Raw genomic sequence first — 18140 nt, forward strand, 5'->3', positions numbered from 1 at the left:
ATTTCAAGGGTAAAAAAAATAAATTTATCTTATTTTAATAATATTTAGATTTAGTTAAATTGTTATTAAGGCTTAAAACGAATAAAATTGTTTGGTTTATTGTTTTATTATTATAGTTTTGCGCCTTTGAATGAGAATGTTATTATGAAATTTAAATATCTTACAATTCTATTATTTTCTTTTTACATATCTTTTTCTCAGTCTTTTAAAATAAAAGGGAAAATAAGTATCGAAAATTCAGCTATTGAAAATTTAGCTGAGATATTATTATATAAACATGATTCTATAATTAAAAATACTATTGTGGAAGAAGACGGTTTTTTTATCTTTAATGATATATCGCAAGGTGTTTATACTTTAAATGTAAAACAGTGGGGTAAAAGTATTTATAAGAAAAATTTGGATGTAAAAGAAGACATTGATTTAGGAGAAATAAAAATATTCCCAACTAAAGAATTAGAGCAAGTACTAGTAACAGGAAATAAAAAACTAATTGAGCGAAAAATAGACAGAATGGTTTTCAACGTTGAAAAATCTTTTGCCTCCTCTTCAGGTACTGCTCTTGATGTATTGAAGAAGACCCCTAAATTAAAGTTTGATGGAAGTAATATTAAAATTATAGGTAAAAACTCTGTCAAAATTATGATTGATAATAGGATAGTTGAATTATCTGGTGAATCGCTCATTAATTATTTACAAAGTATTTCATCAGAAGCAATTAAAAGTATAGAAATTATTACGAACCCGCCATCAAAATATGAAGCGGAAGGTAATAGTGGATTGATCAATATTCTTTTAAAAAAAGCAAAAAAAGATTCATGGAATCTTTCTTTGCAAGAAAATCTAAAACAATCGCATCATACTTCTTCCGGTCAAGGTGCTGATTTTAATTTTAATAAAAATAAAATCTCAGTATCGGCTAATATATTTAATAATTTTACATTTAGTGATTTCACAAATAAAATTAATTATTATTACCCTGATGGATTGTGGTATAATAAATTTAATGGTACAGATAAAAGTAGAAAACCATCATTTCGAACAAATTTTGATTATAAATTAAATAATCATATTACTTTAGGCGGAAATTATTCATATTCTCAATCTAATTTCATAGGGAAAAGAAATTCGTTGGTAGATATTGAAGGTAATAAATATTATAACATTATTCACACTCCAACTTTAATAAAAGAAAATTCACAAATACATATTGCTAATTTTCATACTCAATATAAAATAGACAGTATAGGGCGATTGCTAAATTTGGATATTAATTATATTAGTTTTAATAACGAACCTCGTAGTATGTTTCATTCAAATTATATTTTGCATGATCAAATTGTTGATGAAACGGATGTAGCGAAAAATTATTTAGATCAAAAATTAGAAAATTATTCTACCTCACTAGATATGGAGCATCCATTTTCTAATATTAAATTTAATTATGGCGGCAAGATTTCTTTTAACCATGTTGATAATAAATACTCTTATTATATTTTGAATATAGAAAATGTTCCAATTCCGGATACAATCAATAGTAATCATTTTACATATCAAGAAAATATTGAAAGTCTATATGTGAACACATCTAAAGAAATTAACGCTAAATGGAAGGCTCAGCTAGGAATAAGAATGGAAGTTTCTCAAGTAAAAGGCATATCTAAAACTTTGCAACAAATAAACAAAAATAGTTATATAAAACTCTTTCCTACGGCCTATCTTTCTTATACTATGGATGAAGAAAATGTAATATCCTTAAATTATGGAAGGCGAATACATCGACCAAAGTTTTCAGTTTTAAATCCATTTAAACAATATTTAACCCCTAATTCCTATATAACAGGGAATCCTGATTTAAAACCATATTATACACATAATTTCGAATTGAATTATGAGTATAAAGATTTATCAGTTTCTTTGTCTTATTCAAGGGTGAAAAATGAATACACAGATGTAACATTATTAAATACTATTGATAAAACACAAGTTTCTACTCAATTGAATGCTATAAATTCATCTACTTCAAATTTAGATATATTCTATTTATTTTCAGAAATTCCTTGGTGGGAAAGTAATAATGAAATGAATTTACAGTATTCCGAATATAAGTCAGATAATTCACAAATAGGAAAAATCCGTAATATGGGTTGGTTATTCTATTTTTCAACAGATAATTCCTTTTACTTATCCAAAAATAAAAATTTTATATTTAATATAAAATGGGTCTATAGTGGTAAAGGGGTAGATGAGATAAGTAAAATAAATTCATATCAAAGTATTGATTTAGCTTTCAGAATGTTTTTTTTACAAAAAAAATTGCAAATTACCATTACAGGAGAAGATATTTTTCAATCCAATAAGCCCAAATATACTGATTTTACAAACAGCATAAAGCAGACGTATAGCTGGTATGGGGATATTAATCATTTTTTTCAAATATCGATAGTATATAAATTAGGTAATAATAAACTAAATTTAAGAAAAAGAAAATTAGGTAATGAAGAAGAAAAAAATAGGTTGTAAGTATTTATATAATATTATATTGAATAGAATCTAGATTTACAAATATGATTAATATGTTCTATAGGTGTTATTAAATACAATATATTAATTCAATCCTTCCAAAAACTCAATTACCGATGAAAAACTAATTTCTTCAATAATTTTAAAAAAATCAATTTCTTCCTGATGAGGTAAAAAATCAGAGATAATACGCAGGATAAAATCCTGTGGTCTTTTCAAATACATAAAAGTATAATCTTCCATATTAATCAATGTTCCGATCGGAATATTGGAAGTAGTAACAAACTTATCGGAGGTAAGGGAACCTAGTTTAGGAAAATGAGTATGAGACGAAGAAAGTATTATTTTTCCATTTTCAAATATTTCTCCTGAATATCCGTATAACGAAGAAGCCACCACTTCAACTAAACTTCCTTTTTGTAGCTCTTTAGGCATCGTTTTCTCAATTCCGGTAATAGCTGTAAATCCTACCAAAATATCTAAATCAGACTTTGGTTTAGTAATCATGGATTTAGCAATTTTTTCACGACCTATTCCGGTTATAATAACCTCATAAGAATGTTTTAATTTAGAAAAAACTTTTAAAGCATCTAAAATTTTTTGATTTTCTTCCCTCATAGGGGTGAATAAATTAATTCTCATGTTTTTATTCCTGATTTAAATAATTGAAATATTCACGTAAAATTCGTGAATTAGGATGATTAACAGTATTAATTTCCAATAATTTAGGTTTTTCCGAGCAAAGAAAAAAAGAATCTAACTGTTTTAACAGTTCTTCTTGATTATGAGCTTGAATATATTCAAAATTATATTCTTGAGCCAATAATCGAGCAGTACGATTATGTCGGGTAACAAAATATTCCTCTAAAGAATTGGAAGAATCGGGCCCGGGAATAATTTTGAAAATATCACCACCACCATTATTTACAAGTATAATCCTAAATGTATTAGGGATATATTTATTCCATAAAGCATTAGAATCATAAAAAAAACCAATATCACCGGTAATCAAAAGAGTAGGGTGAGTATCTGCAACGGCGAAACCAACGGCCGTTGAAGTTGCCCCGTCAATGCCGCTGGCACCTCGATTGCAAAATATCTTATTTTTAGAGTTAAAATTGAATAACTGAGCATATCTGATCATAGAACTGTTAGAAATTTGCAGATTATATGAATCAGGTATTTTTTCATCCAAAGTATTTATAACTCGTAAATCGGAAAATGGTAAGTTTTTAATAAAATCATTATGCCTAAGTTGTCGCTCATCTTTAAGTTGTTTCCATAGTAAAGAATACGAAGAAGCAACGGGAGGAACTTTCACTAATTCTTTTAAAAAAATGACCGGATTTTCTTCAATTTTTTCAGTTAAAGAAAAATAAGTATCAGGATGCCAATATTCATCTAAATGCCAATGGGCCTTCAACTTAGATTTTCGTAAAAAATCTTTAATTTTTTTTGAAACAATATTTTGACCAATGGTAAGAAGTAATTCCGGTTTATAATCATCCATCGCTTCTTCACCAAAAGGAAATATATAGCGGTCAATATTAGGATAAAATTTTGAAGAATTTAGATTTGAAGTAACTTCAGTAAGAATAATCGTATCTTCCCTCTCAGCTAATTTTTCGAGTAATTGATTTAATTCCGAATTGGGTTGTTGCATCCCAATAAGAATCATTTTTTTAGAAAAGTTGTTCCAAGTAGAAAACAAGTGTTTGTATTTATCTGAATTATAATTTTTTTCAGGAAGAGTTAGTTTTTCAAATGAAATTTCAATTTGATCTGTTTGCTCATATAAAGGTTCTGAAAATGGAATATTGATATGAATCGGTCCTGATTTTAAAACACAAGTATTCAATGCTTTTTTTAAATCTAGAAAATTTTGTGTAATTGATTCTTCACTTTCTGATTCAGACAATTGATAAGATCCATAAATATGATTGCTATACATATTTTTTTGTCTTATAGTCTGACCGTCAAAAATATCTACATAATTTTCCGGTCGATCAGCAGTAAGCACGACTATAGGTATATTTTGGTAAAAAGCTTCTATAATTGCCGGATAATAATTAGCGGATGCTGTGCCGCTGGTGCAACAGATGGCCACCGGTTTTTTCTTTGATTGAGCCATTCCTAACGCAAAAAATGCAGCAGATCGCTCATCCACTATGCTATAACAAGTATATTCTTGATGATTAGTAAAATGTATGGTTAAAGGTGCATTTCTAGATCCCGGAGATAATATGATATCCGTAATTCCGTATCGATATAAAACTTCTCCAATTAGTTGAACTGATAATTTATTACTATACATAGTTTTTTAAGTTAAAAAAGAAAGAGATTAAAAAAATTTAATCTCTTGTTTATCGTGCTTTAATCCATATTTTTTAATAAGTAAGCATTCCACCGTTGACATTGAGTACATGTCCGGTTACATAGCTTGATAAATCACTGGCAAGATATAAACATGCATTAGCAATATCTTCAGGGGTTCCTCCTCTTTTCAAAGGAATATTATTTCTCCATTCTTGAATGGTTTTTTCATCCAAAGCTTCAGTCATTTCAGTTTCAATAAATCCGGGAGCAACTACATTGCATCGAATATTTCTGGATCCTAATTCCAATGCTATGGATTTAGAAAATCCAATAATTCCTGCTTTAGAAGCAGCATAATTTGCTTGACCTGCATTACCTTTTACTCCAACTACAGAACTCATATTGATAATCGAACCCTTTTTTTGCTTCATCATCGGTTTTATGATTGCTTTGGTAAGATTGAATACCGAATCCAAATTGATGCGAATTACTTCATCCCAATCCTCTTTACTCATTCTTAATATAAGGTTATCTTTAGTGATACCTGCATTATTAACCACAATGTCAATTTGCCCGAATTCTTTTATAACATCATCGGCAAGTTTCTGAGCAGAATCAAAATCTGAAGCGTCAGATTGAAATCCTTTTATTTTGGTTAAAGAACCTAATTCTTTTTCCAGCTCTTCTGCTTTAGCTACTGAAGATGCATAAGTAAAAGCTATATTTGCTCCATTTTGAGCAAATACTTCAGCAATTCCTTTTCCAATACCTCGGGTTGCTCCGGTAATAATCGCGGTTTTTCCTTCAAGCAATTTCATATTGTAATATTATTTTTTTTCAAATATAATACTTTTGTCATTATCAAGATAATTTTTCATTATTCTCTACTGTCTTTTAATAGTTGAAAATACATCCACGATATTTTTTTCATAAATTCTCTGGCAGTAAAGTTTAAAAAGTAAAATAGATTCACAAGATTTATAACAATAATTGTTCCTTGTTATTTCTAAAAATAAGGAAGTTTATTAGCCTTACAATCTTTGATTTAAAACAAGATAATAAATCTTTATAAAAAACAACTAAAGTGCAAATTTTTGCTCTACAAAACTTTTAATAAGAAGTACACTTTTATCAATCCCTAAAACGGATGAATTGATGCAAAGATGATAAGAACTGGCATGCCCCCAACTTTTCTTATTAAAAAAGTTATAATATTCTTTTCTCTTTTTATCTATTTTTACGTTTAATTCTTCTGCTTCTTTTAAAGAAATATTTTTTCTTTGAGATGTTCTCCGAATTCTATCTTCTTTATTAGCTGTAATAAATATGTCTATCCTTCTTTCATATTCACGCAAAATATAATCGGAGCAACGACCCACAAAAAGAGCAGAACCTTTAAGGGCTTCTTCTTTAATTATTTTACTTTGTATTTCAAATAAATTTTCGTTCCCTAAATAGTTTTTAGATAATTGCATACCAAAAAAATTATCAAAAAAACTATAACAATTTTTTTCATCCGCTTGCTCAAAAATATCAGCATTTAAACCGCTCTCAATTGAAGCCAGATTAATAATCTCTTTGTCATAATATGAAATGTCTAATAAATCAGCCAATTTTCTACCGATTTGTCTGCCACCGCTTCCTAACTGTCGACCAATGGTAATAAAATATTTATCTTTCATAACTTACTTATATTAGTTTTCAGGATTATATCTATTAAATTCTTTGTATTGCTTATAAAGCATAATGGCAGCCAAAATAGTAGCAAAAAAATCAGCTAAAGGCATACTTAACCATATTCCTGCAATGCCGAAAAATTTAGGTAGAATTAGTAAAAAAGGAATTAAAAATAGTATTTGACGAGTGAGAGATAAAATTATAGCTTTTTGAGCCATTCCGATACTTTGGAAAAAGGTAGAAGTAACAATTTGAAAACCTACAATCGGATAACAAATAAATACCATGCGCAATCCTAAGGATGCAATATCAATTAACTCTTTATCGGTTGTAAAAATAGAAGCAACCGCATGAGGCACAGATTCAACCACAAGGAAGCCGGTACACATGACCAGAGTTGCTCCTAAAATTGTTTTTTTCAAAACCTGTGTTACTCTGGGATAAAGTTTTGCTCCGAAATTATAACCGGCTATAGGTTGCATACCTTGATTTAATCCCAATACTATGGTTACAAATAAAAACGCAATCCTATTTACAATTCCGTAAGCACCAACGGCAAGATCTCCACCATATTTTAAAAGGCCCTGGTTAATAATTATAACAATCACCGAGGCAGCTGCGTTCATTAAAAACGGCGACATACCAATAGATAGAGAATCTTTAACGATATATTTATTTAATTTAAAAATTCCTTTCTGTATATGGATAAAATTATTTTTGTCGCAAAACAGATAAATCTGCCAAATTAATACTGAAGTTTGAGAAATAACCGTAGCAATGGCGCTCCCACGAATACCCCAATTAAAAACGAAAATAAATAATGGATTTAAAACTAAATTTATAATTACGGTAAATATGGTCGCATACATGGACTGTCTGGGTTTTCCGGAAGAACGTAACATGGAGTTTAATCCAAGATACATATGAGTGATTACATTTCCTGAAAGTATAATAACCATAAAATCATGAGCATAGGGAAGGGTCTTTTCACTCGCACCGAAAAAATATAATATCGGATCTAAAAACAATAAGGAAATAATGGTAAACGAAATACCAATAAATAAGTTCATGATGAACACATTACCTAAAATGCTGTTGGCTGTGGTATAATCTTTTTGTCCCAAACGAACGGAAAGTAAGGTAGCAGCACCTGCACCAACTAACGAGCCAAAGGCTGCTGCAAGATTCATAAGCGGAAAAGTAATGGCTAATCCGGAAATTGCTAAAGGTCCTACACCATGTCCTATAAAAATGCTGTCCGTAATATTATAGAGAGAGGAAGCAATCATGGCTATAATAGCAGGAATAGCATATTGTTTTAAAAGTTTTCCAATATTTTCAGTACCTAATTCAATAGGTGTACCTGTTACTTTCATATTTTATTTATCTTAATTATGAATATTTTAAATCTAAAATGAAGTAAAAAAGCATACAATATAAAGGTAGTAAAATTACTAGTATACTATTTAAAATGTAAATATAGAATATTTCGACAGGTAAACAAAATAGCAGCTAATTAGCTGCTATTTACATGTATTCAATTTATTACTTACTGATTAATGCTTACTCTTATTACTCTTCGTGTATAAAGCTTTCTCCTTTTTCTCCGTATTTTTTCGCTCGATCTTTTAAATACTCAGCCTCATTTTTACCAACATCCACTATATTGCTAAAATTTTTTTTGGTTTTGGATGTAAATTTACTTATCTCATCAGAAACTTGATCTAGAAATCCATCTTCTTGCATTTTTCTGGCAACATAACCTAGAGCAGCACCCAAGATTGTACCCAATAATACTTTTTTCATAACATATTATAATTTAATAAGGTTTTTTTGTTCTAAATAATGATATTATCCATAGAAGGACCACAGAACCAATTACAGACATTAGTAACATTCCTAATTTACCTCCACTGGAAAAGCCCAACAAACTATAGATCCACCCCCCCAATATACTTCCTACTAATCCAACAAGCAAATTAACTAACATTCCAAATCCACTGCCTCGCATAATTCTACCTGCAATAAAACCGGCTATAATTCCAATAATTATAGACCATAAAATACCCATTCCTTCCATTTATAAAATTTTTTAGAGTTTACTATTATTTCAATTTCGAAGTTCGAAGGAAGTGTAATAATCTTGTAGTTCTTTATGATTTAAACAATAAATATGCCATTACCTTATCATTTAATAAGTAAACCATAGTTGTATTTTAAGATACTTCATTTAAATTGGCGTATGTTAAAAATAAGTATAAACAGTGAAGTTGCAGAAATTTATAAATTGAACAAAATTGAAGTACCAATAGAAATTAAATCGGTATTAAAACGAAAATAGTATCTGCATGTATAGATTATTGCAGATACTATCATTATTTTTAATACTATTTGAAAATAGTTACGATGCAGTAATTTACTGAATGTCTTTTGCTACTTTTCCAACAGTCAATCCTTGAACTAAAATTGAGAAAACCACCACCACATAAGTAACGGCTATAATAGTTTCTTTATAGTCACTCTCAGGAACTGAAAGAGCCAATGCGATGGAGACCCCGCCGCGTAAGCCACCCCATACTAAAACGGCAATAGTTCCTTTGCTGAATTTTTCCTTAAAAGGAATAATCATTGTTGGAATTTTAATAGAAATAAATCTGGCAAATAAAACAATGATAATGCATATAATACCTAGTAGCCAGTAATGAATTAGATCATCGATAAGTAAAAGTTGGAATCCCATAAAAAGGAATAAAATTGCATTCATAACCTCATCGATTAATTCCCAGAAAGTACCCACACTGCTTTTTTTACTAGTACCCAATCTTCGTCTGGATTCTCCTATTATCAATCCCGCACCCACCATAGCAAGAGGAGCAGACGTATGCAAAGAACTTGCAATAAGATATCCTCCCATAACTACCGCTAGGGTAATTAAAACCGACACTTTATAATCATGTGAAGTTCGTATTGCATAAGCGGCAAGATATCCAAGAGCCGCCCCTAATAACAATCCGCCTACCGCTTCTCTAAGAAATAAATCAAAAATATGGGCAAATGATAAATCCATTCGTCCGGTGGCAACTACTACGGGATTATAAGCAAGATTAGCTAATACGGCAAACAATACCACAGCTACCCCGTCATTAAGAAGAGATTCACCTGCAATTTTTGTTTCTAAAGACTTAGAAACATTGGCTTGTTTTAATATACTCAATACCGCAATCGGATCTGTCGGAGAAATTAAAGCACCAAAAAGTAAACAATATATTAAAGGAATTTCTGTATGTACATTTATAAGAGGAAGAAGATAATTGGATGTATAATAAAGGCCTACGCCCACAACGATGGCAGATATTATAACTCCTAAAGTAGAAAATATTATAACAGGAAGCCTTTGTTCTTTTAGATCCGACATATTGATATGTATAGCTCCGGCAAATAGCAGGAAATTTAACATACACCCCATCAAAATTTCGGTAAAATCAAATTCTTTTATTAATGAGGCAATATCATTTAAAGGTTTAGAGGTTAAACTACCTAAAAGAACTAAAATAATTGACATAATTAACGCAATGATCATTATTCCGATGGTAGAAGGGAATTTTAAAAACCTAACATTAATGTATGAAAAAATAGCAGCTAAAATAATAAGGATTGAAAATGAGTAGTATAATTCCATGAAATTGAATAAAATTTTTTGCAAAGATAATAAATAATATTAGAGAAAAAATAAAATCAAATTTCATCACCTGCTTAAAAGACAGAAAAATTTTATATTTATCTTATAAAAACAGATTATATTAATTAAATTATCTTATAAAAGGAAAAAAAGTATTCAAGGGGATGAATACTTTTTTTTATATTATTTGAGCGCTTGTCGTTATGAAGTTACCTTACTGGCATTGTCTAAATCATTAATATCATCTTGAGATAAATTTAGGTCTACCGCTTTTAATATATCCAATTGTCCCAATTTAGAAGCACTGGCTATAGGAGTAGTAATACTCGGTCTTTGGATGATCCATGCGATAGCAACCTGAGCCGGGGTAGCTGTATTTCGTGCGGCAACATCCTCTAAAGTTTTTATAATTCGTAAGCCTCTGTCGTTTAAATATTTCTTTAAGCTGTCGCCTCTTTTACTTTTATTTAAATCCGCTTCCGAATGATATTTACCGGTTAGAAAACCACTTGCCAAAGAATAGTAAGTCATGACACCTAATTGGTATTTTTCGGCAATCGGCTCATAATCCTTTTCATACGGTTGACGATCATACAGATTATATTCAGGCTGTAAAACGGAATAAGAAGGTAGATTATTAGATTTACTTATTTCCAATGATTTTACAATTCTCTCAGGAGACATATTGGAAACCCCTATGTAACGTATTTTACCCTCTTTAATTAATTGCTGATAGGCGTCCAATACTTCTTCTATGGGAGTGTCGGGATCATCAAAATGAGTGAAATATAAATCTATATAATCGGTTTGAAGACGTTTTAGTGATTCCTCAACTTCTGAGAGAATATATGATTTTTTCAACCCTTTATGTGTACTGTCAATTTCTGCCCCTACTTTAGTTGCAATAACAAGTTTATCTCTAGTCCCTTTTTGATGCATCCATTTTCCAATGATGGTTTCTGATTCTCCGCCTTTATTACCGGGAACCCATGCAGAATATACATCTGCAGTATCAATAAAGTTAAATCCTAATTCGGTATATTGATCTAATAATTCAAAAGAAGTGTTTTCATCGGCAGTCCAACCAAATACATTGCCTCCAAAAGCAAATGGATAAACCTCAAGATCAGTCGGACCTAATTTTCTTTTTTTCATAATCTGATGATTTGTTATCAATACATAAAATCTAAAATTATACCAAATGCGTAGGTCAACTTTTATTTGTTTTCAATCATTTCAAAATAAATAAATTCCAACGCTTTGTTGGTTATTCGAATAATCATTTCATCTCTCGTTACATGAGGATAATAATATTTTTTTACATAGGTGTTTCCATAAACATATAAACCTATGTAAGCTAAACCTACCGGATCGTTAAATTCATCAGAACTTGGACCGGCAACGCCTGTAGTAGATATTGCAACATCTGAATTAAATAACTTGGCACACCGGATTGCCATTTCTTTCGCTACTTCTTCACTAACCACTTTATGAGTATGAATAAAAGGTTCGGGTATCTTTAAAACGCTCTCCTTAATTAAAGAGCTGTAAGCCGTAATTCCTCCTTTATAATAAACAGAACTTCCCGCTAACGAAGTGATTTTATGAGATATGTTTCCACCGGTAATACTTTCAGCGACGGATAAAGTAAGATTATTTTTTGAGAAAAAATCGGCGATAATTTCAATTATATTGGTAGTAGTAGTTGAGAGTAATTTCTCATGTAAAATTTGAGATAGTTTTTTTATTTCTTTAGTAATTGTTTCTTCAAGTAGATTTTTATCAGTTCCCTTTGCACTCAATCTAAGTTCAATCCTAGCCCCCGAAGGCAAGTAAGACAAAGACACAAAATCAGGTAAATTGTTTTCCCAATCCGTTAACGTTGTGGCTAACTCGCTTTCAAGATAATCTACAACAATAACAGAACGCCTTACAATAAAGGGAAGGTTAAATTCTTTTTTTATTTTCGGAATAATAAATTCTTCAAACATAGCTTGGGTCTCATAGGGAACACCCGGAAGGTTGATTAAAATCTTATTTGATTTTTTTGTCCACAAGATAGGAGCTGTACCATATCTATTAATTATAACTTCCGAATGTGATGGTACAAGAGCTTGTTTAAGGGTCAAATCATTCATCGTTCGGCCATTTGTACAATACAACTGAGTGATGTAATCCAAAGCAGGTTGATTAACAACTAATTGATCAGATAAAAATTCTGCTAAAGTTTGTTTGGTTTTATCATCTTTAGTAGGTCCCAGTCCCCCGGTTGTTATTATAAAATTAGTATCAGATGCGAAGGCTTCTTTTAATTTAGTAACTATAGAATCGGGGTTGTCGGAAATTGTCGAAATTTCTGTGACCGAAACCCCTGTAAGATCTAGTTTTTTAGCAATGAAATTAGAATTAGTATCCAGAGTTCTTCCGGAAAGAATTTCATCTCCAATAACGATAATACACGCTTTCATATATATAAATTTAAATATCAAATTTAGATAATTATACAGGATATTTGTGTTAATTTCATGAGTTAAAAATTTTAAAAAAATGAAATTTCAGAAATAGTGTAAAATTTTACAATTAATTTATATAAAGTAGATGCTCATCCCAAATTTAGAATATTAGTAATGGCTGCATAGTAGACACAATATTTCTTAAATTTGAGCCTTTAAATTCACAATTTTTTAAATAAATCAAATTTTATTGAGAATAATTAAAAAATATCTGAATTAAAACCTACACTGCAATCGTAGATAAAATAAACTTATGATAAACACAGTTATCTTTGATATGGATGGGGTAATAGTAGATACTGAGCCTATTCATGAATTGTCATTTAAAAAACATTTTCATTCTATAGGATTGGATATATCTCAGGAAGAATATGATACGTTCAGAGGATTATCTACCCGTAATTTATATCAAAATTTGAAACAAAAATATGGTTTGAAACAAGAGGTTGAGAAATTGGTTCAACAAAAAAGAAATATTTTTAATAAAATTTTTCAAGAAGATGAAGATCTAGATTTATTGCCGGGTGTAAGAAATCTTATCGAAAGTTTATATAAAGATAATTTTCAATTACTTTTGGCTACTTCTTCGGCTCGTGTAACCTTAACTAAAATTTTTGATCGTTTTGGATTGTTTCCTTATTTTAAACATATTGTGAGTGGAGAAGATTTTCCAAAATCAAAACCCGATCCTACTATATTTTTAGAAGCTGTAAAATTATCAGGACAACCAAAAGAAAACTGTATTGTCATTGAAGATTCGACTAATGGCGTTATTGCCGCCAATAGGGCCGGTATATTTTGTATAGGTTATAAGAGTGAAGCTTCCGGTGATCAAGATTTGTCTACAGCGGATCAAATAATAAATGATTTTTCTAATTTAGATTCCGATACGATTAGGGCCATTGGTTTAGTTAAATAACTTTAATACTTTTGCTAAAATTCTTTTTGAGGTGAAAAAACAATTTGAAATTTTTAAAATATACCGTAAATCCTTAGTACAAGAGATTGACGATTTAAGTTTAGAGCAATTACAGAAAATTCCTGAAGGATTTAAAAATAATATTTTTTGGAATGTTGCCCATACGTTGGTTTCTCAACAAATTCTTCATTATAAAATGTCAGGTTTAAATCCGCTGATAACCAATGACTGGATTGAAAACTATCAAAATGGTACTTTTCCCAGATTTGTAATTACAGAAGATGAAATTGACTACTTAAAAAGTAAGCTCATTATCACCGCTGAACAACTGGAAGAAGATTTTAATGAAAAAAAATTTGAATCTTATACTGAATTTGAAACAAAAATGGGCATTGTGATTTCTTCCGTTGAAGATGCGATAAATTTTAACAATACCCATGAAGCATTACACTACGGAATAGTGTCAAGTATGAAAAAATTAGTGTAAAATATTTTTTTTGAAATAAGTTAGCAACCTTTAGTGTTAACTGTAAAATGAAAAAACCAAGCACTTTTAAATAAAGTGCTTGGCTTCTAAAAAAATTAAGAATATGGATGAATCTAGGATAATGCTTCAGTTATTTGGGGAATAATCTGTTTTTTACGGGAAACCACCCCTTTAAGGAAAGCTTCGCCGTTTTCAAGTCGTATTCCAAAAGCCTTTTCTGAAGCCTGAGCAGCATTACCCATAGCTAAAATTTTTGAATCACTATCCAACACATTAGTCACTACAAGTAAAAAAAGATCATAACCTTCTTTATTAATTTGGTCGGTTATAGCAGCCTCTATATTGGATTTATTTGAAAATACATCATCATAATCAATTGTGTTAACTTGAGCAACCCGTACCTTTTTTCCGTTTACTTCGAAAGATTTAGCATCCAGAGATAGTAATTCTTCGGCAGATTTGTTGGAAAGATTGGTTCCTGCTTTAAGAAGATCAAGCCCATATTTTTCAACCTCAATACCGGCAATTTTTGCTAATTCATGAGCCGCATCAATATCTTCTTGTGTGCAAGTAGGAGATTTAAATAATAACGTATCGGAAATAATCCCTGATACCATAAGACCTGCGATAGCAGCGGGAATTTCAATGGAATTTTCTTTATAAATTTTTGAAATAATAGTTTGAGTACATCCCACAGGTTCAGCGCGATAATAGAGAGGAACAGAAGTATGAAAATTAGCGATACGATGGTGATCTATTACAGCTAAAATAGTCAATTCTTCAATATCAGCAACCGATTGTTGGAATTCATTGTGATCTACCAAAATAATTTCTTTCGTTTCATCGGAAGCTCTAGAAATAACTCTAGGCGCTTGTATCTTAAAATAATTCAGGGCAAATTGGGTTTCTTCATTAGGAATACCTAAAGCGACTGCCTCTGTATTTTTACCTAAGGCATTTTGTAAGTAAGAAAATGAGATAGCAGAGGTAATGGTATCCGTATCAGGATTTTGATGCCCTGTAATTAAAATTTTATTCATGTTAGCTAAAATTTGAAAATTTTTTAATCATGTATATAAACACGATGTCTTTTTTATTTAATTTAATATAAAAGCAAATATACATTTTTAAACTTTTTTAGCAAAGAAAGGCGCTTTCTAATTACTGAAATACATATTTTTAAATTAAGTAAAACTTTACTATTTTTGCAGTTAGTATAAATAGTATAATAGTATTTAAGTACCGAATATGTTTCAGAATTTACAAGATAAATTAGATAAGGCATTACATAACATCAGCGGGAGAGGAAAGATCACGGAGATTAATGTTGCTGAAACCGTTAAAGAAATTAGAAGAGCTTTAGTGGATGCAGACGTTAGTTATAAAGTAGCCAAAGATTTGACTAAAAGGATTCAGGAGAAAGCCTTAGGTCAAAATGTGCTTACTTCCGTTACGCCGGGTCAGCTAATGGTGAAGATTGTACATGATGAGTTGGCCGATCTAATGGGAGGAGAAAATGTTGGAGTAAATTTGTCGGGAAATCCTACCGTTATCTTAATTGCGGGTTTACAAGGTTCCGGTAAAACTACCTTCTCGGGAAAATTAGCTAATTATCTTAAAACTAAAAAACAAAAAAAAGTTCTGTTAGTTGCCTGTGACGTATATCGTCCGGCTGCAATTGATCAATTAAAAGTTTTAGGAGATCAAATTGGAGTAGAAGTATACACAGAACCGGAAAGTAAAAATCCGGTTGATATTTCCGGTCATGCCATAGAATATGCTAAACAAAATAAATTTAATGTTGTTATAATTGATACTGCAGGACGTTTGGCGATTGATGAAAGTATGATGAATGAAATCAGAAACGTTCATCAAAAAGTCAGTCCAAATGAAACTTTGTTTGTAGTGGATTCCATGACCGGACAAGATGCGGTAAATACAGCCAAAGCTTTTAATGATGTATTGAATTATGATGGGGTAGTATTAACCAAATTAGACGGTGATACCCGAGGAGGTGCTGCTTTAACTATACGTACTGTGGTTGAAAAACCAATTAAATTTATTTCCACCGGAGAAAAAATGGAAGCGCTGGATATTTTCTATCCTTCGCGTATGGCTGATCGTATCTTAGGGATGGGAGATGTGGTATCATTAGTAGAAAGAGCCCAAGAACAATTTGACGAAGAAGAAGCACGTAAGTTACAGAAAAAGATAGCGAAAAATCAATTCGGATTTGACGATTTCCTTAATCAAATTAAGCAGATTAAGAGAATGGGAAATATGAAAGATTTGCTTGGAATGATACCGGGTGCAGGTAAAGCATTAAAAGATATTAATATCGATGACGATGCTTTCAAGCATATAGAAGCTTTAATTTATTCCATGACTCCTGAAGAAAGAAGAAATCCGGCTATTATAACTACATCTCGAAAGAATAGAATAGCTAAAGGAAGCGGTAGATCCATACAGGATATCAATCAGCTGTTAAAACAATTTGAACAGATGAGCAAAATGATGAAGATGATGCAAACTCCGCAAGGAAGGATGATGATGCAAGCAATGGCAAAACAAATGTCGGGAGGAAAACCTTTTTAAATAAGATATCCATATTGTTTAAATAAAAGATAAACTTTTTAAAGAATCATTAATAATGATTATAACGGTTAACTAGTTAATCGTGAATTATTTAGCTATTGGATGTTATTTCAAGCACTTATATCGTTAAAACCTCATGACTTAACTAATTTTTTTAGCAAAAAAGTTTAGCGGCTGATATAGATCAACAGTTCTCCCTCACCGTAGGTTATAACAACTTCTTTTTCTACAGCCACATTACGCGTACCCAATCGTTGCGGAAATATAAGAGTTTCGTTGGATAAGGGATACTGTAAACCTTTCGTACAAATATTTTTAGCCTCAAAAAAAGGGATTAAGGAAATGGTTTTACCTTTTGCACCGTTAATTTTAGTTGATTTACCCGAGAAAAAGAATTTCGAATAATCATCGTAAAATGTAATGCGGAGTTTATTTTTAAAAAAAAGTGCTGTAGATAAGTTTCCAATGAAATGATCGCTTTCTCTTCCGCTGCCACCGTAAACATCCACATCATGTATACCTTTATCCAGCAATAATTCTAAAGCCTTATGAAAATCAGTTTTGTTTTGATCCGGAGTTTCAATAATTGGAATAGACGTCGGAATAGTCGATACTTGTACACTATCCAGATCTCCTGAAATATAATTAATTGTAAAAGGTAAATTTTTTACATATCTGCTGTACGCCCCGTCTGTACACGTAATAATGGAATATGAATCTAAATTTTCAGGTAAAATTGTAGGTTTTTTTCCGTTTAAAAAAAGTAATGCTTTATTCATTGGGATTCCAAGGTTCTTCAATTTCATTTGCTAAATGTGCAAAATATCGCGCAAGAACAAACAAATAATCAGACAAACGATTTATAAATTTTTGAATTATGGGTCTTATATCTTCAATTTCACCTAAGGTAACTATAGTTCTTTCTGATCTTCTGCATACGGTTCTTGCAACATGTGCAGTAGAAGAAGATACATTTCCTGACGGAAGAATAAATTGCTTTAAAGGAGGGAGGGTTTCGCTTATTTCATCAATCCATTGCTCCAATAAAATTATTTTTTCTTCAGAAAGTAAGCAAGATATTTTTGATTTTCCATTTGGAGAATACATTTTATCTGAAGGAGTAGCTAATTCAGCACCTATAGTAAATAGTAAATTTTGTATAATTTTTAATTGTTCATCAATATTTTTAAGAGAACCATAGCTTCTTAGCAAACCGATATAAGAATTTAATTCATCTATTTCGCCATAGGATTGAACGCGAATGGAATTCTTAGATACACGTTTTCCTCCATACAAACCCGTAGTTCCGTCGTCACCTCTTTTCGTATATATTTTCATTAATATATCTTTTTGTTACTTGTAAATGAAAAAGTTTAAAAAATTAAATCTTTATAATTTTTAATAGTAAAGTTAATTTAAATAAAAACGGGA

At 30.6% G+C, this 18140-nt stretch carries 17 protein-coding genes; 4 read left to right on the forward strand and 13 right to left on the reverse strand.

Annotated features, from left to right (window positions below):
- Positions 1 to 144 precede the first annotated feature (144 nt).
- Positions 145 to 2523, forward strand: coding sequence for an outer membrane beta-barrel family protein (locus GFV00_RS08120; protein ID WP_160557332.1), 2379 nt, complete (start codon positions 145 to 147; stop codon positions 2521 to 2523).
- 84 nt (positions 2524 to 2607) lie between these two features.
- Here GFV00_RS08120 and GFV00_RS08125 read toward each other — a convergent pair whose 3' ends face one another.
- From GFV00_RS08125 to GFV00_RS08170, 10 genes are all read right to left on the reverse strand, one after another.
- Complete coding sequence (locus GFV00_RS08125; protein ID WP_255448803.1) at positions 2608 to 3165, reverse strand: hypothetical protein; 558 nt, start codon at positions 3163 to 3165, stop codon at positions 2608 to 2610.
- A gap of 4 nt (positions 3166 to 3169) precedes the next feature.
- The gene (gene menD, locus GFV00_RS08130) at positions 3170 to 4837 is read right to left on the reverse strand and encodes a 2-succinyl-5-enolpyruvyl-6-hydroxy-3-cyclohexene-1-carboxylic-acid synthase (RefSeq protein WP_160557331.1); all 1668 of its coding nucleotides are present in this window, start codon (positions 4835 to 4837) and stop codon (positions 3170 to 3172) included.
- A 73-nt stretch (positions 4838 to 4910) separates the two neighbouring features.
- Positions 4911 to 5657 (reverse strand): 3-oxoacyl-[acyl-carrier-protein] reductase, encoded by a 747-nt coding sequence (fabG, locus tag GFV00_RS08135; protein WP_160557330.1) that lies wholly within the window; start codon positions 5655 to 5657, stop codon positions 4911 to 4913.
- A 261-nt stretch (positions 5658 to 5918) separates the two neighbouring features.
- A complete protein-coding gene (locus GFV00_RS08140; RefSeq protein WP_160542611.1) occupies positions 5919 to 6521 on the reverse strand; it encodes an AAA family ATPase in 603 nt (200 codons plus the stop codon).
- Between the two features lie 12 nt (positions 6522 to 6533).
- Positions 6534 to 7892: an MATE family efflux transporter gene (locus GFV00_RS08145; protein WP_160557329.1), complete on the reverse strand. Its 1359-nt coding sequence runs from the start codon at positions 7890 to 7892 to the stop codon at positions 6534 to 6536.
- Between the two features lie 196 nt (positions 7893 to 8088).
- Positions 8089 to 8322: a hypothetical protein gene (locus GFV00_RS08150; protein ID WP_105297212.1), complete on the reverse strand. Its 234-nt coding sequence runs from the start codon at positions 8320 to 8322 to the stop codon at positions 8089 to 8091.
- Positions 8323 to 8335: 13 nt separating this feature from the next.
- On the reverse strand, positions 8336 to 8596 hold the full coding sequence (locus GFV00_RS08155) for a GlsB/YeaQ/YmgE family stress response membrane protein (RefSeq protein ID WP_220234011.1): 261 nt from the start codon (positions 8594 to 8596) through the stop codon (positions 8336 to 8338).
- 336 nt (positions 8597 to 8932) lie between these two features.
- A complete protein-coding gene (locus GFV00_RS08160) occupies positions 8933 to 10195 on the reverse strand; it encodes a sodium:proton antiporter (protein WP_105297211.1) in 1263 nt (420 codons plus the stop codon).
- A gap of 201 nt (positions 10196 to 10396) precedes the next feature.
- Entirely contained in the window at positions 10397 to 11350 is a 954-nt protein-coding gene (locus GFV00_RS08165; RefSeq protein ID WP_160557328.1) for an aldo/keto reductase, read from the reverse strand.
- Between the two features lie 62 nt (positions 11351 to 11412).
- On the reverse strand, positions 11413 to 12663 hold the full coding sequence (locus GFV00_RS08170; RefSeq protein WP_160557327.1) for a CinA family nicotinamide mononucleotide deamidase-related protein: 1251 nt from the start codon (positions 12661 to 12663) through the stop codon (positions 11413 to 11415).
- Positions 12664 to 12961: 298 nt separating this feature from the next.
- On the opposite strand from GFV00_RS08170, the gene GFV00_RS08175 reads away from it, so the two are divergent.
- Both GFV00_RS08175 and GFV00_RS08180 read left to right on the forward strand, forming a co-directional pair.
- Positions 12962 to 13627, forward strand: coding sequence for an HAD family phosphatase (locus tag GFV00_RS08175; protein ID WP_160557326.1), 666 nt, complete (start codon positions 12962 to 12964; stop codon positions 13625 to 13627).
- A gap of 31 nt (positions 13628 to 13658) precedes the next feature.
- The gene (locus tag GFV00_RS08180) at positions 13659 to 14114 is read left to right on the forward strand and encodes a DinB family protein (protein WP_160557325.1); all 456 of its coding nucleotides are present in this window, start codon (positions 13659 to 13661) and stop codon (positions 14112 to 14114) included.
- A 113-nt stretch (positions 14115 to 14227) separates the two neighbouring features.
- On the opposite strand, the gene GFV00_RS08185 is transcribed toward GFV00_RS08180, so the two are convergent.
- Entirely contained in the window at positions 14228 to 15154 is a 927-nt protein-coding gene (locus tag GFV00_RS08185; protein WP_160557324.1) for a manganese-dependent inorganic pyrophosphatase, read from the reverse strand.
- Between the two features lie 208 nt (positions 15155 to 15362).
- Here GFV00_RS08185 and ffh point away from each other — a divergent pair, with 208 nt between their 5' ends.
- The gene (ffh, locus tag GFV00_RS08190) at positions 15363 to 16709 is read left to right on the forward strand and encodes a signal recognition particle protein (protein WP_160557323.1); all 1347 of its coding nucleotides are present in this window, start codon (positions 15363 to 15365) and stop codon (positions 16707 to 16709) included.
- A gap of 167 nt (positions 16710 to 16876) precedes the next feature.
- On the opposite strand, the gene GFV00_RS08195 is transcribed toward ffh, so the two are convergent.
- Together GFV00_RS08195 and GFV00_RS08200 are read right to left on the reverse strand one after the other, a co-directional pair.
- Complete coding sequence (locus tag GFV00_RS08195) at positions 16877 to 17515, reverse strand: thiamine diphosphokinase (protein ID WP_255450639.1); 639 nt, start codon at positions 17513 to 17515, stop codon at positions 16877 to 16879.
- Positions 17481 to 18047: a cob(I)yrinic acid a,c-diamide adenosyltransferase gene (locus GFV00_RS08200; RefSeq protein WP_160557321.1), complete on the reverse strand. Its 567-nt coding sequence runs from the start codon at positions 18045 to 18047 to the stop codon at positions 17481 to 17483. Before GFV00_RS08200 ends, GFV00_RS08195 begins: the two co-directional genes overlap by 35 nt.
- Positions 18048 to 18140: the final 93 nt, after the last annotated feature.

Origin of the sequence: Apibacter sp. B3935, from assembly GCF_009827705.1 — a bacterium.
GTDB lineage: Bacteria > Bacteroidota > Bacteroidia > Flavobacteriales > Weeksellaceae > Apibacter.